At 63.1% G+C, this 18,421-nt stretch carries 18 protein-coding genes; 8 read left to right on the top strand and 10 right to left on the bottom strand.

The window, feature by feature from the left end; all coding sequences use genetic code 11:
* The coding region (locus RIF85_RS04775) for an MBL fold metallo-hydrolase (protein ID WP_309070770.1) at positions 1 to 644 on the bottom strand (644 nt) is incomplete at its 3' end.
* A 117-nt stretch (positions 645 to 761) separates the two neighbouring features.
* On the opposite strand from RIF85_RS04775, the gene RIF85_RS04770 reads away from it, so the two are divergent.
* Positions 762 to 1,193: a Fur family transcriptional regulator gene (locus tag RIF85_RS04770; RefSeq protein WP_309070769.1), complete on the top strand. Its 432-nt coding sequence runs from the start codon at positions 762 to 764 to the stop codon at positions 1,191 to 1,193.
* A 12-nt stretch (positions 1,194 to 1,205) separates the two neighbouring features.
* Here the strand turns inward: RIF85_RS04770 and RIF85_RS04765 are convergent, their stop codons facing one another.
* Genes RIF85_RS04765 through RIF85_RS04755 form a run of 3 tightly spaced genes read right to left on the bottom strand, consistent with a single transcriptional unit; the run spans position 1,206 to position 3,942 of the window.
* Entirely contained in the window at positions 1,206 to 2,087 is an 882-nt protein-coding gene (locus RIF85_RS04765) for a metal ABC transporter permease (RefSeq protein ID WP_309070768.1), read from the bottom strand.
* The gene (locus tag RIF85_RS04760; RefSeq protein WP_309070767.1) at positions 2,084 to 2,908 is read right to left on the bottom strand and encodes an ABC transporter ATP-binding protein; all 825 of its coding nucleotides are present in this window, start codon (positions 2,906 to 2,908) and stop codon (positions 2,084 to 2,086) included. The genes RIF85_RS04765 and RIF85_RS04760 overlap by 4 nt, the downstream gene beginning before the upstream one ends.
* A gap of 44 nt (positions 2,909 to 2,952) precedes the next feature.
* A complete protein-coding gene (locus RIF85_RS04755) occupies positions 2,953 to 3,942 on the bottom strand; it encodes a metal ABC transporter solute-binding protein, Zn/Mn family (protein ID WP_309070766.1) in 990 nt (329 codons plus the stop codon).
* A gap of 150 nt (positions 3,943 to 4,092) precedes the next feature.
* Between RIF85_RS04755 and RIF85_RS04750 the strand changes: the two genes are divergently transcribed.
* Both RIF85_RS04750 and RIF85_RS04745 read left to right on the top strand, forming a co-directional pair.
* Positions 4,093 to 4,431, top strand: a complete 339-nt coding sequence (locus RIF85_RS04750) for a hypothetical protein (RefSeq protein WP_309070765.1) — start codon at positions 4,093 to 4,095, stop codon at positions 4,429 to 4,431.
* A gap of 21 nt (positions 4,432 to 4,452) precedes the next feature.
* Complete coding sequence (locus RIF85_RS04745; protein ID WP_309070764.1) at positions 4,453 to 5,241, top strand: nitroreductase family protein; 789 nt, start codon at positions 4,453 to 4,455, stop codon at positions 5,239 to 5,241.
* A 65-nt stretch (positions 5,242 to 5,306) separates the two neighbouring features.
* Here RIF85_RS04745 and RIF85_RS04740 read toward each other — a convergent pair whose 3' ends face one another.
* The 3 genes from RIF85_RS04740 to RIF85_RS04730 form a co-directional block, all read right to left on the bottom strand.
* Positions 5,307 to 6,407: a hemolysin family protein gene (locus RIF85_RS04740; protein WP_309070763.1), complete on the bottom strand. Its 1,101-nt coding sequence runs from the start codon at positions 6,405 to 6,407 to the stop codon at positions 5,307 to 5,309.
* The gene (locus RIF85_RS04735) at positions 6,404 to 7,753 is read right to left on the bottom strand and encodes a hemolysin family protein (RefSeq protein ID WP_309070762.1); all 1,350 of its coding nucleotides are present in this window, start codon (positions 7,751 to 7,753) and stop codon (positions 6,404 to 6,406) included. Before RIF85_RS04735 ends, RIF85_RS04740 begins: the two co-directional genes overlap by 4 nt.
* 378 nt (positions 7,754 to 8,131) lie before the next feature.
* On the bottom strand, positions 8,132 to 9,583 hold the full coding sequence (locus RIF85_RS04730; RefSeq protein ID WP_309070761.1) for a GuaB1 family IMP dehydrogenase-related protein: 1,452 nt from the start codon (positions 9,581 to 9,583) through the stop codon (positions 8,132 to 8,134).
* A 221-nt stretch (positions 9,584 to 9,804) separates the two neighbouring features.
* Here RIF85_RS04730 and RIF85_RS04725 point away from each other — a divergent pair, with 221 nt between their 5' ends.
* From RIF85_RS04725 to RIF85_RS04710, 4 genes are all read left to right on the top strand, one after another.
* Positions 9,805 to 13,620, top strand: a complete 3,816-nt coding sequence (locus tag RIF85_RS04725) for a multifunctional oxoglutarate decarboxylase/oxoglutarate dehydrogenase thiamine pyrophosphate-binding subunit/dihydrolipoyllysine-residue succinyltransferase subunit (RefSeq protein WP_309070760.1) — start codon at positions 9,805 to 9,807, stop codon at positions 13,618 to 13,620.
* Positions 13,621 to 13,751: 131 nt separating this feature from the next.
* Positions 13,752 to 14,351, top strand: a complete 600-nt coding sequence (locus RIF85_RS04720) for a GDSL-type esterase/lipase family protein (protein WP_309070759.1) — start codon at positions 13,752 to 13,754, stop codon at positions 14,349 to 14,351.
* Positions 14,352 to 14,466: 115 nt separating this feature from the next.
* Complete coding sequence (locus tag RIF85_RS04715) at positions 14,467 to 15,315, top strand: DUF4097 family beta strand repeat-containing protein (RefSeq protein WP_309070758.1); 849 nt, start codon at positions 14,467 to 14,469, stop codon at positions 15,313 to 15,315.
* Positions 15,315 to 15,935 carry a PadR family transcriptional regulator gene (locus tag RIF85_RS04710; RefSeq protein ID WP_309070757.1) on the top strand — a complete coding sequence of 207 codons (621 nt, stop codon included), beginning with the start codon at positions 15,315 to 15,317 and terminating at the stop codon, positions 15,933 to 15,935. The genes RIF85_RS04715 and RIF85_RS04710 overlap by 1 nt, the downstream gene beginning before the upstream one ends.
* Positions 15,936 to 15,959: 24 nt before the next feature.
* Here RIF85_RS04710 and RIF85_RS04705 read toward each other — a convergent pair whose 3' ends face one another.
* Positions 15,960 to 16,931 carry a zinc-binding dehydrogenase gene (locus tag RIF85_RS04705; protein WP_309070756.1) on the bottom strand — a complete coding sequence of 324 codons (972 nt, stop codon included), beginning with the start codon at positions 16,929 to 16,931 and terminating at the stop codon, positions 15,960 to 15,962.
* Between the two features lie 185 nt (positions 16,932 to 17,116).
* Between RIF85_RS04705 and RIF85_RS15925 the strand changes: the two genes are divergently transcribed.
* Positions 17,117 to 17,191 (top strand): 50S ribosomal protein bL37, encoded by a 75-nt coding sequence (locus tag RIF85_RS15925; protein WP_369299106.1) that lies wholly within the window; start codon positions 17,117 to 17,119, stop codon positions 17,189 to 17,191.
* Between the two features lie 92 nt (positions 17,192 to 17,283).
* Here RIF85_RS15925 and rsrA read toward each other — a convergent pair whose 3' ends face one another.
* Positions 17,284 to 17,544, bottom strand: coding sequence for a mycothiol system anti-sigma-R factor (gene rsrA / locus RIF85_RS04700; protein ID WP_309070755.1), 261 nt, complete (start codon positions 17,542 to 17,544; stop codon positions 17,284 to 17,286).
* Positions 17,541 to 18,326 carry a sigma-70 family RNA polymerase sigma factor gene (locus tag RIF85_RS04695; RefSeq protein ID WP_375164386.1) on the bottom strand — a complete coding sequence of 262 codons (786 nt, stop codon included), beginning with the start codon at positions 18,324 to 18,326 and terminating at the stop codon, positions 17,541 to 17,543. The genes rsrA and RIF85_RS04695 overlap by 4 nt, the downstream gene beginning before the upstream one ends.
* Positions 18,327 to 18,421: the final 95 nt, after the last annotated feature.

The following is an 18,421-nucleotide window of genomic DNA, read 5'->3' as shown; positions in this document are numbered from 1 at the left end:
TGGCGCGGCTCGAGATGTTCGAAGTCAGTGCCGTAGTGCTTCCCCAGGCGGGCAACATGGCCTTCGACCATCGCAAGGCCCGTTTCGTTCAGCAGCGCATCATGGATCTGGTGTGCCCGCGGCGCGCGGACGGCCGTGACGAAGTCGATGACTTCGGCGGTCTTTGACCAGGGAGCGTGGACCGGCACAAGCAGCGTATTCACCTGGACGCCGTGCGGGACGATGAAAGAATCACCCGGGTGGTAGAGGTTGTCATCGATCAGGTATCCGATGTTTTTCACCACCGGGATGTGCGGATGAATGAGCGCGTGCTGCCCGCCGAAGGTTCTCACGTCAAAGCCTGCGATGGTGTAGCTGCTCTCAGGATCCACGGCGTGAACGCGCGCCCCGCCGTCATCTCCCAGCGCCTCCGTCAACTGCGACGCGACACCAGCCGGCGCATGAACCTCCAGTGAGGGATCAGATCGCATCGACTCAGCGATCCTACCGACGTCGAAGTGGTCCGCATGTTCATGAGTGATGAGGATCGCTGCCGCTCCGGCAACGGCCTCTTCGACCTCCGAGAAGTTGCCTGGATCCAGCACGAGGGCGGAACCATCCTTCTCCAGCCGGACGCACGCATGAGTGAACTTCGTCATCAACATCCGCCCAGACTACCGCCGTCGGTGCAGCCTGTCAGCGGCGGCGCCGCGGGGTTGCCGCCACCCCGGTGCTACCCTTGACGCGGGTCGAATCGAGGACAGGAAGGTGACCAGCCAGGCATGTCATCGGAGGCAGCACAGCCGGTCCGCAAAGGACCGGAACAACGCGTGACCAAGCAGCGCCGGGCCGTCGGCGCTACCCTCGATGAGCTCGACGACTTCGTAAGCACACAGGAGCTGTACCGGAAACTTCATGAACGCGGTGAGTCGGTCTCCCTCGCCACGACCTACAGAATCCTGCAGTCGATGGCCGACGACGGCCTCGTGGACGTCCTGCGGAACGGCGAGGGCGAGGCCGTGTACCGCCGCTGCGCAGTCGAGCACCACCACCATCACCTGCTGTGCCGCAAGTGCGGAAGGGCCGTGGAGATCGAGGCTCCGGCCGTTGAGCAGTGGGCGGCACGGATGGCACGGGAGTACGGCTACACCGATGTAGCCCACACAGTCGAGATTTACGGACTATGCCCGGAGTGCACTGCCGCGAAGGACTAGGAACCGGGCGAACTAGGCGGGCTGGACCGCACGCGACTCCGAGGCCGTCGCCTTTTTCGAGCGTCGCCAGTTGATGGTCCTGCACACGAGGTAGATCACGAAGGAAATAGTGGTCACGTAGGGGCTGATCGGGATCCGTCCCCCCAGTGCCAGCAGGATTCCGCCCACCACTGACGTGCACGCAAACACAACACTGAGCAACACGACCAGGCGGGGCGACGACGTAACCTTCAGGGCTGCGGCGGCCGGGGTAATGAGCAGCGCGAGCACCAGCAGCGCGCCGACCACCTGAATGGACAGCGCCACCGACACTCCCAGTAGGAACATGAACACCAGCGACAGCCCGCGGACCGGTACGCCCCGGGCTTCAGCCAGGTCCGGGTCCACACTGGCGAAGGTGAGTGGGCGCCAGATTGCGCCGAGTGCGGCCATGACAACCACCGCGCATCCCGCCAGGAGTGTCAGCTGAACCTGATCGACAGAAACAATCTGTCCGGTCAACAAACCGAATTTGTTCGCGGCCCTGCCCTCGTAGAGCGCCAGAAACAGGATCCCCAGGCCGAGGCCGAAAGGCATGATGACGCCGATGATCGAGTTGCGGTCCCGTGCCCGAATGCCCATCAGCCCGAGCAGCAGCGCCGCAATCACGGACCCGACCAGGGAACCGTATACAACGTTCGCGCCGACGAGCAGGGCGAACGCCGCACCCGCGAAGGAGAGTTCAGCAATCCCGTGGACCGCGAAGGCAAGGTCCCGCATCATCACGAAGGTGCCGATTAGCCCGCCCAACAGGCCCAGCACGGCGCCGGCCCAGATCGAGTTCTGCACCAGGGGCAGCAGCTCGGCGTAGTTGTCGAAGGTGAAGATGGCCCTCAGCATTTCCTCGAGGTTCACGGGTGCGCAACTTCGGCATGATGGTGCGTGGTGGCGTCAGGCAGACCGACCACAACGATGCGGCCGTTGTTGTGAATCACGTCGACCCTGCTGTCGTAGAGGTCGGACAGCACTTCGCTGGTCATAACTTCCTTCGGTGTGCCCACGCGGAAACGTCCGCCCGCAAGGTACAGAACGCGGTCCACGTACTCAATGATGGGATTGATTTCATGGGTCACGAATACCACCGCGGTGTTGTACTCCCGGCATTGGTCGTTGATCAGCCGGCTCACTGCCTGCTGGTGGTGCAGGTCCAGTGAAAGCAGCGGTTCGTCGCAGAGCAGCACCTGCGGATCAGTTGCGAGCGCCTGGGCGGCGCGGAGCCGCTGCTGCTCTCCGCCCGACAATCGGCCGACCGGGGCGTCAGCGTACGACGACGCTCCCACCTTTTCGAGGAGTGCATCGACGGTTCGCCGGTACGCCGATCCCGCGCGGCGAAAGCCCCAACGGTGTCCGTCCACTCCCAGCCCCACCAGGTCACGGGCACGAAGTGGCGTTTCGGCGGCGAAGGACTTTTGTTGCGGGATATAGCCGAAGGCACGGCTTCCCCGGTGCAGGGCGTGGCCGTTCACCGTGGCCGTTCCCGAATCCAGGTCCTGCAGGCCGAGAAGAACCCGAAGAAGACTGGTCTTGCCCGACCCATTCGGACCCAGCACCGCTAGAAACTCCCCGGGCCGGATGTCCAGGTCCAGGTCGTGCCACAGAGTGCGACGGCCGAAGGAAAGTGAAGCTGAGCGCAGGCTGACTACGGGGCGTGCTGCAGCACCGCCGTCGTTGGCCACGCGGTCTCCTTGGTACTGGGAAGGGAGGGTACTGGCCAATTCTGTCAGGACTTCAGTGCTTCGGCGATGTTCTGGATGTTGGTGGTCATCCAGGAGATGTAATCAGCGTCGTCCGGCACCGTCTCGGTGAAGCTGACCACGGGCACGGAGGCGCTCTCCGCGGAGCTGCGGACCGCCTGCGTCTGCGCGCCTTCGGTCTGCTCGTTGTAGGCAAGGAAAGCAACAGAGCCGCTTTCCACGAGTTGCTGCATCTCGCTCATGGCAGCCACCGGAACATCGGAGCCCTCCTCGATGGCCTCCGAGTAATCCTCGGGGGTAACGTCTTCAAGGCCCGCCGCCTCCAGGAGGTAGGCAGGCACCGGCTCAGTAGCGGCAACGGACTTACCTTCAGCCTCGCGAGCCAGTGCCTGCGCCTCCTCAAGCAGCGCGGCGATGTCCTTCTCGAACGTCGCAGCGTTGCTCTCATAAGTTTCCGCGTTGTCGGGATCGAGTGCGGCCAGCTTCTCCGCCACAGCGCCTGCAAGATCGGCCATGGCGTCCAGCTTGTACCAGACGTGTTCATTGAAGGAGCCGTGCCCGTGCTCACCCTCGGCGTGAGCCTCTTCCTCGGCGTGGGCCTCTTCCCCGGCGTGGGCTTCTTCCCCGCCAGCTACTCCCGCGATGTCGACGGCGCTCAATACATACTCATGATCCATCTTGACCGAATCAGCGAGCGTGTGCAGGAAGGGGTCATAACCGCCGCCGTTTTCCACCAGCAGGTCAGCCTTCGATACAGCGAGCTTGTCCTGCACCGTCGCCTCGTAGGAGTGCGGATCCTGGCTCAAACTGTCGACGATCGCCGTCACTTCCACGAGGTCACCGCCGACGGATTCGACTATGTTCCCGTAGACGTTCGTGGAAGTCACCACCTGAAGAGTGCCCGCGTCCTCGGCGGAGGCCGTTCCATCGGCATTTTGGCCGCAGCCAGCCAACGCCAGCGGCAGAAGGGCCGAAGCGGAGAGAACCGCAGTGGTTCGCGCGAGAACGGAGCGCATGAGTATCCTCGATCTTTTTGGGGAGAGGGTCGGGCCATCAGGGCAAGGTCAACTCTAACCTAAACGCGAATCATTCGCAGTTTGTGCGGCGGCGTAGGAATGGTGCGACGATGATCCTTCCTGACCCTTTCTCCGCGGAGGTTCCGAAGCATGAACGGTGCAGCCGGCGTCGTCGCGCTGGCTTTTGGGCTCTACGCCGCGAACGCGGCTTTCGGCGCGTCAGTGCGGACCGGGTTGATCAACTCGCAGGGATTCCACTGGATCCATCACGCGCTGTATGTCGCGACCCTCAGCCTCGGCCTCGTTGCGCTGAGTTCCCTGTGGTGGAGTTCCAGCACGGCAGGGTGGTTCCTCATTCCAGCGCTGGTGGCGCTGGTCGCCCTGCCGTACGCCGGGTCGCCTCGACGCCACCCCTACCGGCATATCTGGGCTGCGCTGGTTCCGCTGCCGTTCTATATTCTGAGCCTGATAGTCGCACTCCGAACGTGAACCGCAACCATTAGGACACCCGTGGAATTCCTCGATGTCGTATTCAACCGAAAGACCACGAACGGTCCCTTTCTGTCCGAGCCCGTGAGCACAGAGCACCAGAAGGTTCTGATGCAGGTGGCCGGCGCTGCGCCGTCACAGCTGAACAGCCAGCCATGGCGCTTTGTCCTCGTTGAGGACCAGGACACCATCGGCAAGATTGCAGCCATCAGCGGCGAGAGCATGACGCAGGTCATGGCTGAGGGAACGTTCTTCGAGCGCTACAAGCGCTATTTCCGCTTCAGCGAATCCGAGATGGAGGAGCGGAGGGACGGCATGCTGTTCGACCAGCTTCCGGCGCTGCTCCGCCCATTCACCAGGAAGGTGTTCACTCCGTCCGGTCAGACGCTGATGAACAAGCTCCGCGTCCCCCAGACCCTCGGCGAGGAAAACAGAAAGCTCGTTGCGGGCTCCCCGCTGCTACTGGGCGTCATGCTGGACAGGAGCGAGTATCGACCAGGCGAACTGTCCGGCTTCTATTCCGTCTTCAGCATGGGCGCCGCGATGGAAAATGTATGGCTGACCACCGTGGAGCTCGGGATGGGCATCCAGTTTGTCTCCTTCCCGATGGAAGTTCCGGAGAACTGGAGCCGGGTTGAGGCCATTCTTGGTGTGCCGGACGGTCTTGAGCTGATGGCGGTCTACCGCCTCGGCTACCTTCCCGAGAAGCAGCGCCGGCCTGCTATCGACTGGTCCAGCCGTCAACGCAAGCGACCCTCGCAGTACGTGTTCCGGGATACCTGTGCCACTCCTCAGCAAGGATGGGACTGACGTTCCCGCCATGACGGCCGGAGGTCCCCATACTCCGATGGGAACCCCCGCTGCCTCACCGGAGACTAGCGTGCCGGTCGGGTTCGCAGGTCTCCGCCGTCCTGGAGGAACTCTCCGGTTCTCCGAAGTCCCTGGTTCTGCGTAGCGTCCCGGATCTCGCCCACCAATTGTTCGATAACGTCCTCCAGGAAGAGCACGCCCCGCGCCTGCCCGTCACTGGTCATTACCCGGGCGAGGTGGGAGCCGGTGCGCTGCATTGTTGCCAGCGCGTCCTCGATCTCATCGTCCACGCTCAGGTTGGCCAGAGCCCGCACCTTGTTCTCCGTGATAGGACGCGAGTAGGCGCCTTCCGGCATCGACATGACGTCCTTGAGGTGCATGTAACCCGTGAGGTTGTCGTGTTCATCCACGAGGACAAAACGGGAGAACCCCGTGCGCCCAACGGCTTTTTCGAATTCCTCAGGAGTTGAATCGGTACGAAGCGTAACCAGCTCGTCCAGCGGCACCATGACGGTTCCGGCCGTTTGTCCGGAGAACTCCAGTGCACTGCTGATCAGCCCCGCGTCGTCGTCCACGAGACCATGCCTCGTCGATTCCTGCACAATGGACTGCACTTCTTCGAGCGTAAAGGAGGAAGTGACCTCGTCCTTCGGCTCGATGCGCAGTGCGCGCAGAATATGGTTGGCGGTCCAGTTCAGGGTAGAGATGACGGGATGAACGATGCGCGCCACCATGACGAGCGGCGGCGCGAGGAACAGTGCTGCCTTGTCGGCGACGGATACCGAGATGTTCTTCGGCACCATCTCCCCGAACGTCACGTGCAGGAAGGTTACCAGGGCCAGCGCGATGCCGAATGCGACGCCGTCGGCCAGCGCTTCCGGCAGACCGATCGCCTCGAGCGGGACCACCATCAGGTGGTGAATGGCGGGCTCTGCCACCTGAAGGATCAGCAGGGAGCAGACGGTGATACCGAGTTGCGCACAGGCGAGCATGAGCGAAACGTGTTCCATTGCCCAGAGGGTGGTGCGGGCACGTTTCAGGCCTTGTTCAGCGAGAGGCTCAATTTGGCTTCGACGCGCACTCATGACCGCGAACTCGGCGCCGACGAAGAATGCGTTGCCGACCAGCAGGATGACCAGCCAGAGAATTCCAGCCCAGTCGCTCATCGGGAACCTCCCACTGCAGTTGGGCCGGATCCGGAGTGACCGGCGTCCTCCGGCTCTGCAGGAAGGAAACTAATGCGGTCGATCCTGCGTCCGTCCATACGTTCCACCTCAAGAGTTCCGCCGGACACCTCCACGCGGTCACCTGTCTCGGCGATCCGGCCGAGGACGGACATCATGAAGCCGCCGACTGTCTCATAACCGGATTCGTCAGGCACCACAAGGTTGGGAATCTGGTCGCTGACCTCATCCGGCCGCATGATCCCCGGGAAGAACCAGTTGCCGGCCGCACTTTGCAGGACGCCCGGCTTGAGCTTGTCATGCTCGTCGGCAACTTCTCCAACGATCTCCTCCACCAGGTCTTCAAGAGTGACGACCCCTGCCGTTCCACCGTACTCATCCAGCACGACGGCAAGCTGCAGGTTCGCTTCCCGGAGCTCGCTGAGCAGAGAGTCAAGGTGAACAGTCTCGGGGATGCGCAGGACATCGGTCATGATCGTGCCGGCCGGCAGCTCTGCGCGCCTGGATCGCGGCACGGCAACCGCCTTTTTGACGTGCACCACCCCGCGGATGTCATCGGGTGAGTCCCCGATGAGAGGAAAGCGTGAATAGCCCGTCCTGCGTGCAAGATCAACGACGTCGGCTACCGTCTGGTCCGATTCGACGGCTGCCATGCGGATACGGGGCGTCATCACGTCCGCTGCCGTGCGCTCCGAGAAACTGAACGTTCGTGCCAGGAACGTGGCAGTGCCCTGGTCCAGCGTGCCGAGTTCAGCTGACCGTCGGACCAGGGAGGAAAGTTCAGACGGAGTTCGTGCGCCCGAGATCTCCTCCTTCGCTTCGAGCCCGAACAGGTGAAGCACACGATTCGAGAAGCCGTTGAGGAGGACGATGGCGGGCTTGAAGATGGCGGTGAAGATCAGCTGGGGACGCGCCAGCGTCCGGCCGACCTTGAAAGGCAGCGCGATAGCCATGTTCTTCGGCACCAGTTCGCCGATCAGCATCGAAAGCAGGGTTGCCAACACCATGGCGAGGACGAGGGAGACGGATGCACTTGCAGCATCCGGCACACCGAGTGAGGCCAGGGGCGTCTCCAGCAGCCGGCCCACTGAGGGCTCCATGACGTAGCCGGTCAGCAGCGTGGTGAGCGTGATGCCCAACTGGCAGCTGGACAGCTGGGTCGACAGCGACTTCAAACACCTCAGCAGGGGTTCCGCGCGTTTGTCGCCTTCGTCCACCGCTCTCTGCACGTACGTCTGGTCAAGTGCGACCAGTGCGAATTCGACTGCGACGAAAAAGCCTGTGCCGAGGATCAGCAGGAGACCGGCAACCAGATAGAGCCATTCCACTACGCGATCACCGCCGGGGCGGTCAGCGGCGTGGCGGACCTAACGGGCGGGACGGGTTTCGGAGGTTCCGTCGGCTCGGAGGAGTCCTCCGGTTGAGACGGCTCCGAGACGGCGTCACCGCAGACGGCATCGCCGCCGGCGTCCGCACTGGGAAGCCCAGCCCGAGGCGAACCGCCTGTGGCAGTACGCGCGGAAGCTGAGTGATGGGCAAGTGAACGGGGTCTGCCGGCACTGGATGGCTGCGCTGCACATCGGGTCGATGTTGCCTCTCGCTGCGTGCGCGCCATGGGCCGGCCCCTAGAGGAACTGTCCATAAGATCTCCAGTTTACAGCACCCGAAGGGCCGCCGGCGCTTCAAGCACTGCGGCCGACGCGGTTCTACCAGCTCTGCTGGAGCGGACGACCCTCTTCGTAGCCGGCGGCGGATTGCACGCCGACTATTGCCCGCTCACGGAACTCTGCGAGGGAACGCGCGCCTGCATACGTCATCGAGCTGCGTACCCCTGCCGTGATCATGTCCAGCAGGTCCTCAACCCCAGGGCGGGCTGGATCGAGGTACATGGTTGAGGTCGAGATGCCCTCCTCGAACAAGCCCTTGCGAGCACGAGCGAATACATCGTCCCGTTGCGTCCGGTTCTGGACGGCGCGGGCGGAAGCCATGCCGAAGCTCTCCTTGTACTGGCGCCCCTGGCCGTCGGTCTGCAAATCGCCGGGACTCTCATAGGTACCCGCAAACCAGGAGCCGATCATGACCTGGCTGGCCCCAGCCGCAAGCGCGAGCGCCACATCCCGCGGATACCGGACGCCGCCGTCTGCCCACACATGTGCGCCGAGCTCGGCCGCAGCCTGTGAGCACTCATAAACAGCCGAGAACTGCGGACGGCCCACCGCCGTCATCATTCGGGTGGTGCACATGGCACCCGGACCCACGCCCACCTTGATGATCGAAGCGCCCGCCTCAACGAGGTCGCGAACGCCGTCTGCGCTCACCACGTTTCCGGCAACCACGGGAACCGACGGATCGAGCGCTGTCACTGCTTTGAGCGCGTCCAGCATCTTGCGCTGGTGGCCGTGCGCCGTATCAACAACGAGAACATCCACACCGGCGTCGAGAAGTTCGGCGGCCTTCGCTGCCACGTCGCCGTTGATTCCGACGGCTGCCGCCACCCGCAAACGCCCCTGACTGTCCGTCGCGGGCTGGTAGATGGTGGAGCGAAGCGCGCCCTTGCGAGTGATAACGCCGACGAGCTCACCATCCTGCTGGACTGCTGCCAGCGATACACCGGCGGCGTCCAGTTCCTCGTAAGCCTGCTGGAGGGCCGCGTCCCGGTCAGTCGAGAAACGTGTTGCGTCGAGGATCAGCGGCCGCGTCCGCATCACCGCTTCAAGGGAGGCGAAGCGGTCCACGCCCTCGCAGTCGGCCGCATGGACCACTCCGACGCAGCGGTTGGAGTCATCGACGACCATGACGGCGCCGTGAGCACGCTTATTGATCAGGTGCAGTGCGTCAATGACGGTGTTTGCGGGGTGCAGCTTCAGCGGTGTCTCGAACACCAGGTCGCGCTGCTTCACCCACTGGGTGACTTCGCTGATCACCCGGGTAGGAACGTCCTGCGGCAGTACGGCAAGCCCACCCCGCCGGGCCACGGTTTCCACCATCCGGCGGCCAGTCACGGCGGTCATGTTCGCCACCACTAGGGGGATGGTGGTGCCGGTTCCGTCATCGCTGGACAGGTCGACGTCGAACCGCGAGATGACTTCGGACGCCGACGGCACTAGGAAAACGTCCGAATAAGTGAGGTCGGTTGAGGGCGTGTTGATGAAACGCACGGGTGCTCCTGCAGTCGGTTACACAAGCGAGTGTATGCCGTTTTTGTGGCCGATCCGGACCGCTTCTGAACCGGATCGGAACATAAGCGCAAGGAAGCGGTAGAGATTGGCTTGTTGCCTGAAACTGTCATTAGACTGAAGTGCAGGTCAACAGGGTCAGGCGAGCGCCGACGTAACCTTTTTTGGGCCAAGGGCAACTCACGGAAGAGGGCGTATAACAAGTGCCACAACAACCCAACCACCGTCTACCGGAAGAATTCGGCGGAAATGAATGGCTTGTGGATGAGCTCTACGAGCAATTCCGGCAGGACCGGAACTCCGTAGACAAGAAGTGGTGGAGCCTTTTCGAATCCTTCGAGGCTGAGAACACCGGTTCTGACAATGGGCGGCACGCGGCCGGGCGGTCGGCTGGTTCCGAAGCCCATCCCCCAACACGGGAGCTTCCCGTCGTCTCAACTGAGCAAAATGCTCCCAAGGCTTCCGGCGAGTCCCCTGCTGCAACCCAGGAAACAGGCACTCCTCCTGTCGCCAAGGAAACTGCGAAGCCGGCGGCTGCGCCAAAGCCCGCCGCGAAGGCGGAACCCAAGACCGAGCCCAAGGCAGAGAAGGCTCCCATCCCGGCCCAGCTCCCGAAGTCGGATCTGAACCCGGAAATGGACGAAGACACCGTCACGGTTCTTCGCGGCCCCGCCAAGGCGATCGCCACGAACATGGATGCCAGCCTGACGGTTCCCACCGCCACCAGCGTTCGCGCTGTTCCTGCGAAGCTGCTGATCGACAACCGCGTGGTCATCAACAACCATCTGGAGCGTGCCCGGGGCGGCAAGGTCTCGTTCACCCACATCATCGGCTACGCGATCATCCGAGCCCTCGCGCAGTTCCCTTCGCAGAACGTGTACTACGACGTGGTCGACGGCAAGCCGGCAGCGGTACAGCCCGCCCACGTGAACTTCGGCCTCGCAATCGACATGCCCAGGCCGGACGGCACGCGCCTCCTGGTCGTGCCAAACATCAAGAAGGCGGAGACACTCAACTTCTCCGAGTTCTGGCATGCCTACGAAGACCTCGTCAAGCGCGCCCGCGCAGGCAAGCTCGGCGCTGACGACTACGCCGGCACCACTGTCTCCCTTACCAACCCCGGCGGCATCGGCACCGTACATTCGGTTCCCCGGCTCTCCAAGGGCCAGGCCTGCATCATCGGAGCGGGAGCCCTCGAGTACCCGGCAGCCTTCCAGGGCGCCAGCGAAAAGACGCTGGCTCAACATGCGATCAGCAAGACCATCACCCTCACCTCCACCTATGATCACCGGGTCATTCAGGGTGCGGGCAGCGGAGAGTTCCTGCGGATTGTGCACCAGCTCCTGCTGGGCGAGCAGAACTTCTACGACGAAATCTTCGAAGCCCTGCGTATCCCCTACGAGCCCGTGCGCTGGAGCGCGGACATCCAGGTTGATCCGATGGACGAGATCAACAAGGTGGCCCGGATCCAGCAGCTCATCCATGCCTACCGGGTGCGCGGCCACCTCATGGCGGACACAAACCCGCTGGAGTACGTGCAGCGCAAGCACGCCGACCTCGACGTCCGTACCCACGGCCTGACGCTCTGGGACCTGGACCGCGAATGGCCGACCGGCGGGTTCGGCGGAAAGCCTGCTCTCAAGTTCCGGACCATCCTCGGGGTTCTGCGTGATGCCTATTGCAGGACCACCGGCATCGAGTACATGCATATCCAGGACCCGGAGGAACGGCAATGGTTCCAGGACGAGCTGGAACACCCGTACTCCAAGCCAAGCCGTGAGGAACAACTGCGTATCCTGCACCGGTTGAACGCTGCAGAGGCTTTCGAGACCTTCCTGCAGACAAAGTTCGTCGGGCAGAAGCGGTTCTCGCTGGAAGGCGGCGAGTCGCTTATTCCGCTGCTGGACGCCATCCTTTCGGACGCGGCCGACGACGGACTGGACGAGGTCGCCATCGGCATGGCTCACCGCGGCCGCCTGAATGTACTCACCAACATCGCCGGCAAGACTTACGCCCAGGTCTTCCGCGAGTTCGAAGGTACTCAGGACCCCCGCTCAGTGCAGGGCTCGGGAGATGTGAAGTACCACCTCGGCACTGAAGGCACCTACACCTCCGACAGCGGCAATGAGACGAAGGTCTACCTCGCCGCCAACCCGTCGCACCTCGAGGCGGTCGACTCCGTGCTTGAGGGTATCGTCCGGGCCAAGCAGGACCGCCTGGACCAGGGCGACACTTTCCCGGTCCTTCCGATCCTGGTTCACGGCGACGCGGCCTTCGCCGGTCAGGGTGTCGTGGCGGAAACACTGAATCTCTCCCAGCTGCGCGGGTACCGTACGGGTGGAACAATCCACATCATCGTGAATAACCAGGTCGGGTTCACGACTTCACCGACCGCATCCCGGTCCTCGGTGTACTCCACCGACGTGGCGAAGATGGTGCAGGCACCGATCTTCCACGTGAACGGAGATGATCCGGAAGCTGTGGTCCGCGTGGCGCAGCTCGCGTACCAGTTCCGTCAGCGGTTCAACAAGGATGTTGTCATCGACTTGGTCTGCTACCGCAGGCGCGGTCACAATGAGGGCGACGATCCCTCGATGACCCAGCCGATGATGTACAACCTGATCGAAGCCAAGCGCTCAGTTCGCAAGCTGTACACCGAGGCCCTGATTGGGCGCGGTGACATCAGCCAGGAAGAAGCCGAGCAGGCATTGCGCGATTACCAGGAGCGGCTCGAGCGGGTCTTCGCCGAAACGCATGCTGCCCAAACCTCGCCTATTCCGGTGGTTACCAAGGACGCAGCAGCCGTCTCGAATATCGAGCGGCCGATCTCGCAGCGTGCGGACAGCGGCGTGGGAGTCCCGGCGAGCACGGCCATTACCGCCGAGACGCTGGCTCACATCGGCAAGGCGCACCTGAACTTCCCGGAGGGCTTCACAGTCCATCCCAAGCTGAAAGCGCTGCTCGAGAAGCGCGAGCAGATGTCCCGCGAAGGGGGGATCGACTGGGGCTTCGGCGAGATCGCGGCTTTCGGCTCCCTCCTCATGGAAGGCGTGCCGGTGCGGCTTGCCGGGCAGGATTCGCGTCGCGGAACCTTCGTACAGCGCCATGCGGTCTTCCACGACCGCGCCAACGGCACTGAATGGCTGCCGCTTGGCGAGCTGAGTGAGGGACAGGCGAAGTTCTGGATCTACGACTCCCTCCTGTCGGAGTATGCAGCGATGGGCTTCGAGTACGGGTACTCCGTTGAGCGGCCGGACGCGCTGGTGCTTTGGGAGGCGCAGTTCGGCGACTTCGTGAACGGTGCGCAAACCATCATTGACGAGTTCATCTCGTCCGCTGAGCAGAAGTGGGGACAGCGTTCGTCACTGGTACTCATGCTCCCGCATGGTTACGAAGGACAGGGCCCCGACCACTCATCCGCCCGCATCGAGCGTTTCCTGCAGATGTGTGCGGAAGACAACATGGTGGTCGCCAACCCCACCAGCGCTGCATCACACTTCCATTTGCTGCGGAGGCAGGCCTACAGCCGCCCGCGTAAGCCGCTCATCATCTTCACGCCGAAGCAATTGTTGCGCCTCAAGGCGGCAGCAAGCAGCGTCGAAGACTTCACGCAGGGTAGCTTCAAGCCGGTAATCGAAGACAGCGCTGGCCTCAACCCGGCGGATGTCACACGTGTCCTCCTGGTATCCGGCCGTCTCTACTACGATCTCGCGGCCGCGCGCCAGAAGGCGAATGACACCTCAACCGCTATCCTGCGCGTTGAGCAGCTTGCACCGCTTCCGGTCGAAGAAATCAAGGCCGCCGTCGCAGCGTACCCGAACGCTGAATTGGTCTGGGCACAGGATGAACCGGCCAACCAGGGACCCTGGCCATTCATTGGCCTCAACCTCCCTGAGCATCTGGATCGCCCGCTTCGCCTGGCATCCCGTCCGGCCTCGGCCTCGACGGCAACCGGATCGGCGAAGCACCACGCTGTGGAGCAGGAAATTCTCATCAAGAAGGCATTCGACCGCGGCTAAGCGAGCCTGAAGCCCGAACGTACAATGGGCAGGGTCTGTTGGAGACCCTGCCCATTGGCGTTTCCCGGACCAGTTGGGCGCCCTGTTGCCCTATCGAGAACCGACCACGACCAGCAAACCCGAGGTGATAAGTGGAACAGCGCAGAATAAGGCTTGCCGCAGTGGGAGACGAACTCCTTGCGGGTCTGGGTGATCCCCGTGCTCTGGGATGGATTGGCCGTGTCCTGGCGCGTACCACCCCGGACAATGCCACGCTCGAAGCGTTCAGCCTGGCAGCCCCCGGTGAGGGTACCGAAGCGCTCGCTGCGCGCTGGCTGGAGGAAGCTGGTCGGAGGTTCTCGGCTCACACGGAGAACCGGCTGGTCATCGCGCTCTCCGATCGCGACCTCGATCTCGATATCTCTACCGCGCGCAGTCGCTTGAACCTTGCCAACATTCTCGACGGTGCAGCGCAAATGAGCATCAAAGTTCTGGTTGTCGGTCCGCCGCCCGGACTGGATTCTGACCGTAACCGCCGTCTCGCCGATCTCTCCGCGGCCTTCGCGGACGTAACCACGCGCCGCAAACACGTCTTCGTGGATACATTCACTCCCCTGCACGCGCATGAACAGTGGCGCTCCGATCTGGCGGCGAACGGCGGCGGCCCCGGTCAGGCGGGCTATGGGCTCATGGCGTGGCTGGTTCTGCACCGAGGCTGGTTCCAGTGGCTGGAGATTCCAGCGCCGCTCTGACGGCACTTCTAAGAAAAAGGTGCCCAGCTGCCTTGCCTGGACCTGAAGACGCGATATATCGTGTTGCTAACGCGATATATCGCGTTTTTCCTCTATCCATACCCCAGGAGCAGCCATGCAGCAGGACCGTTGGGAGATCGGAACTCCTCAGACCCTTGAGTTCGATGACGTGCTGTCCGTGAAGGCGGGCATCATCGCCGGGCGCATTGACATCCTGGTGCATGATGAGCCGACAACCCGGGTGGAGGTCTCCGACGTCAAGGGGCAGCCCATCGACGTCCGCCTGAACGGGGGCGCGTTGGAAATCTCGCACCTCAGCGGGTCGTCCCGGAGTTGGCTGGGAGTCACGAGCCAGGTAATTCTGGGCAAGCCGAAGGAAGCCGCCGTCATCAGCATCGCGGTACCCGAAGGAACCTCTGTTGCGCTGAGGACTGTCAGCGGCGACGGACTGGCGTGCGGTACGCGGGACACATCCATCGACACCGTGTCCGGTTCCATCATGGCCGATGACACCTCCGGAAGGCTGACGGTCAATACCGTCAGCGGGGAGGCCATCGTGCGCCATCACTCCGGGCATTTGGTGATCAAGACCGTTTCGGGTGAGGTCACAGCCTCGGGCTACTGCGAAAGCATCCGCACCAATAGCGTCAGCGGGGCGGTCACCCTGGACCTCCTGGGGGAGCCCCGGGACCTGGCCGCGCGAACCGTTTCCGGTGACCTGGTCGTACGGCTGTCGCAGACGCTCGGAGTCGACGTCGCGGCCTCCACCGTTTCGGGCTCCCTCTCCGTGAACAACCGAAAATTCACCGGTCACGGGAAAAATACGTTCATCGAGCCGGGCTCCTCCGGCTCCACCCTGACGGTGCGGGCCAACTCTGTTTCGGGTGATGTGGCGATCTTCCATCGTTCCCCGGACGCAGCCGCCGAGCAGGGTGCCGGCGAAGCACAGGACGGTGGGCACTAGTGCCCCCTGTCTTCGCCCACGGCGCTCTGCGTCTCTATCTGCTGGCACTCCTTGAGGACGGCCCCAAACATGGATACGAGATAATCCGGGCCCTTGAAGACCGGTTCGGTGGGACCTACTCCCCCAGCGCAGGCACTATCTACCCGCGGCTGGCCAAGCTGGAGGCGGAGCGCTTGGTGTCAACCCAGGCACAGGGGCGTCGAACCACCTACCTCATTACCGAAGAAGGGCGCCGCGAACTAACGGAACGGCGCGGGGAGCTTGCTGACATCGAGGAGGACATCTCCGCGTCAATACGCCGGCTCGCAGATGGCCTGCGGGAGGAGATCCGGGCAAACATGCGCGGCCTTCGGGCGGACCTTGCGGCGTCGGCCGAAAGTGCGCGCCGGTCCGGACGGCAGGCGGCTGCGGACAGCAGCCGTTCCGACCAGCGGCGATCGCTGAAGGAACTTGAAATGGTCGTCAACCAGTTCCGGGACGACGTTCGCATGGAGCTGCGGAGACACGCCGCCGAGACCGAGCAGGGAATCAGCGATGCCGTCGCCGAAACTGTGGTGACAGTCCTACGCCAGGCACAGGCATCAATCCGGGCGTCGCTCTCATCGAAACAGCGGCCGTAGCCGTCCCCCTCGGAAAGTCGCGGTTCAGTTCCCGTGGTTGAAAATGACCTTTCCGAAAACCTCACCCTTGGCCATCCGTTCGAATCCGGTCCGCGCGTCTTCCAGCGGGTACACGGAATCGATGATGGGTCGCACGCCAGTGACGGCAAGAAACTCCGCCAGTCGCTGGAGCTCATCGCGGGAGCCCATCGTTGAACCCAGTACCCGCAGCTGGAGGAAGAAAACGCGGTTGAGGTCCGCCGACGGACTCGGTCCGCTTGTCGCGCCACAGGTGACGACGGCGCCACCGGGCTTGAGTGCCTTCAACGAATGCGCCCAGGTCGCTTCCCCGACCGAATCGAAAACGACGTCAACGCGCTCCGGAAGGCGAGCACCGGCGTCGAACGCGTCGTGCGCTCCCAACTTCAGGGCCAGCTCACGTTTAGCCTCGCTGCGGCTGGTCACCCACACACGGTAGCCCGCCGCGCCGGCGAGCAGGATGAGCGCGGTGGAGACCCCTCCCCCCGCGCCCTGCACCAGAACGGTGGAGCCCGGAGCGGCCGGCGACGTCGTGAACAGCATCCGGTATGCGGTGAGCCAGGACGTCGGTAAGCACGCTGCTTCCTCAAAGCTCAGACCGGACGGTTTGGGTACCAGATTACGTGCCGGCACCCAGACGTAATCGGCCATCGTGCCTGGATGGAGTTCTGAGAGGAGCGAGCGGCGGGGATCCAGCGTCTCGTCGCCCTGCCAGTCGGGAGAAGAGATGACGCTGTGGATGAGGACTTCATTACCGTCGTCGTCCACTCCGGCGCCGTCACAGCCCAGGATCATCGGCAGCTTGTCCTGTCCGAGGCCCACTCCCCGCAATGACCACAGATCGTGGTGGTTCAGAGCGGACGCCCGGACACGCACCCTGCGGAATTCTCCGGGATGCTTCGGTTCGGGAAGCTCTCCCACCCTCAACCCGTCAAGCGGGGACTGGGCGGACAGGGACTCTGCGTACACTGCGCGCATCGGCGCTCCTTTGCTCCGGGGTCGCTCGGATCATTCCGTTCCATCCTAGGCACCGGTGCGAGCAGGTAGCCGCCGACTGCCCCGGCCGTTTAGGTTCAGTGCGTCCGGGTGTGGGAGACTGGAGGGCAGTCCGGACCCATGTGGTCGATCGGCAAAAGCCCTATAGGCAACGTAAGGAGGCAGCCATGAGCAAGCGTGCACGCAAGCGCCGTGATCGCAAGCGCGGCGGCGCTAACCACGGTAAGCGCCCCAACACCTGACATCACAGTCAAAGCAAACAGAAGAACCCCCGTACTCGTACGGGGGTTCTTCTGTTTGTATGGGGCTGGCCATCAACAGAGCGCAGATGACGCTAGTGGTCGACGGTCTTGATCTGGCTGATCCGGTCCAGAATGTTCGACTTCAGTTTCGCAGGCGCGACCTCTGTGCAGGAGCGCTTCACTACAGACCGGATGAGGCACTCAAGATCGTGTTCCTGGGCGCACTCCGGGCAATCCTCAAGGTGGTCCTTGATTTCGACCAGGTCAGCGTGCGAGAGAGCCCCGTCAAGGTACTCATACAGCCGCTCGATGCGTGAGTCGTCGCAGTCGCCAAGGCTGTGGCAGTCGCTCATTTTCCGTTCTCCTGTGTAGTTCCACCATCTCCGGTGGAAGCGCGTGCCGAACCGCCCATTCCGCGCTCGTGCGCGTACTCGGACAGCAGGTCCCTGAGGAGCTTGCGTCCGCGGTGCAGCCGTGACATCACGGTGCCGATGGGGGTGTTCATGATTTCCGAGATTTCCTTGTACGCGAAACCCTCGACGTCCGAGAAGTAGACCGCCAGGCGGAACTCCTCCGGAATTGCCTGCAAAGCTTGCTTCACGTCCGAGTCAGGGAGGTGATCGAGTGCTTCAACCTCAGCCGACCGCAGCCCTGACGAGGTATGCTCGGCTGCCTTCGCGAGCTGCCAGTCCTCGATGGTGTCCGAATTCGACTGCAGGGGTTCCCGCTGCCGCTTGCGATACAGGTTGATGTACGTGTTCGTGAGAATCCGGTACAGCCAGGCCTTCAGGTTGGTTCCCGGCTTGTACTGATGGAAGGCGGAGAAAGCCTTGGTGTAGGCCTCCTGCACCAGATCTTCCGCGTCAGCGGGGTTACGAGCCATTCTCATGGCAGCCGAATACAGCTGGTCCACGTACTGCATGGCGTCCCGCTCGAACCGCGCCGTCCGTTCCGCAACGGACTCGGTGGACAGATCCAGTTCCTCATCTTCGGTCGGGGTGGGTCCCGCCGCGGCTGTGGTATTCATTGCTGCAAAGTCTACGCGTCCGACGGTCTGACGGCGCGGCGCCGGCCGTGCCGGTGCGTCCACCTGGATAAGCGGAAAATGGTCCCGTACCGATGTCGCTGTACCCATCTGCTCCTCGTATCGTCTGCTGCCTCATCCGGGCTTCCCTATCGCTAACCAGAAGCCGGGGTGGGATATTCCGTCGCAGGCCCCGGGACTGGATC

Source organism: Arthrobacter sp. (genome assembly GCF_031179385.1).
Taxonomy (GTDB): domain Bacteria; phylum Actinomycetota; class Actinomycetes; order Actinomycetales; family Micrococcaceae; genus Arthrobacter_D.
The sequence above is the reverse complement of the archived record's forward strand: the minus strand, read 5'-3'. Positions and strand labels throughout refer to the sequence as shown.

Excerpts from the sequence above, each read along its gene's own strand:
- RIF85_RS04770 (WP_309070769.1), top strand. The coding sequence starts at position 762 with ATGTCATCGGAGGCAGCACAGCCGGTCCGCAAAGGACCGGAACAACGC.
- RIF85_RS04755 (WP_309070766.1), bottom strand. The coding sequence starts at position 3,942 with ATGCGCTCCGTTCTCGCGCGAACCACTGCGGTTCTCTCCGCTTCGGCC.
- RIF85_RS04750 (WP_309070765.1), top strand. The coding sequence starts at position 4,093 with ATGAACGGTGCAGCCGGCGTCGTCGCGCTGGCTTTTGGGCTCTACGCC.
- RIF85_RS04740 (WP_309070763.1), bottom strand. The coding sequence starts at position 6,407 with ATGAGCGACTGGGCTGGAATTCTCTGGCTGGTCATCCTGCTGGTCGGC.
- RIF85_RS04715 (WP_309070758.1), top strand. The coding sequence starts at position 14,467 with ATGCAGCAGGACCGTTGGGAGATCGGAACTCCTCAGACCCTTGAGTTC.
- RIF85_RS04705 (WP_309070756.1), bottom strand. The coding sequence starts at position 16,931 with ATGCGCGCAGTGTACGCAGAGTCCCTGTCCGCCCAGTCCCCGCTTGAC.
- rsrA (WP_309070755.1), bottom strand. The coding sequence starts at position 17,544 with ATGAGCGACTGCCACAGCCTTGGCGACTGCGACGACTCACGCATCGAG.
- RIF85_RS04695 (WP_375164386.1), bottom strand. The coding sequence starts at position 18,326 with ATGGGTACAGCGACATCGGTACGGGACCATTTTCCGCTTATCCAGGTG.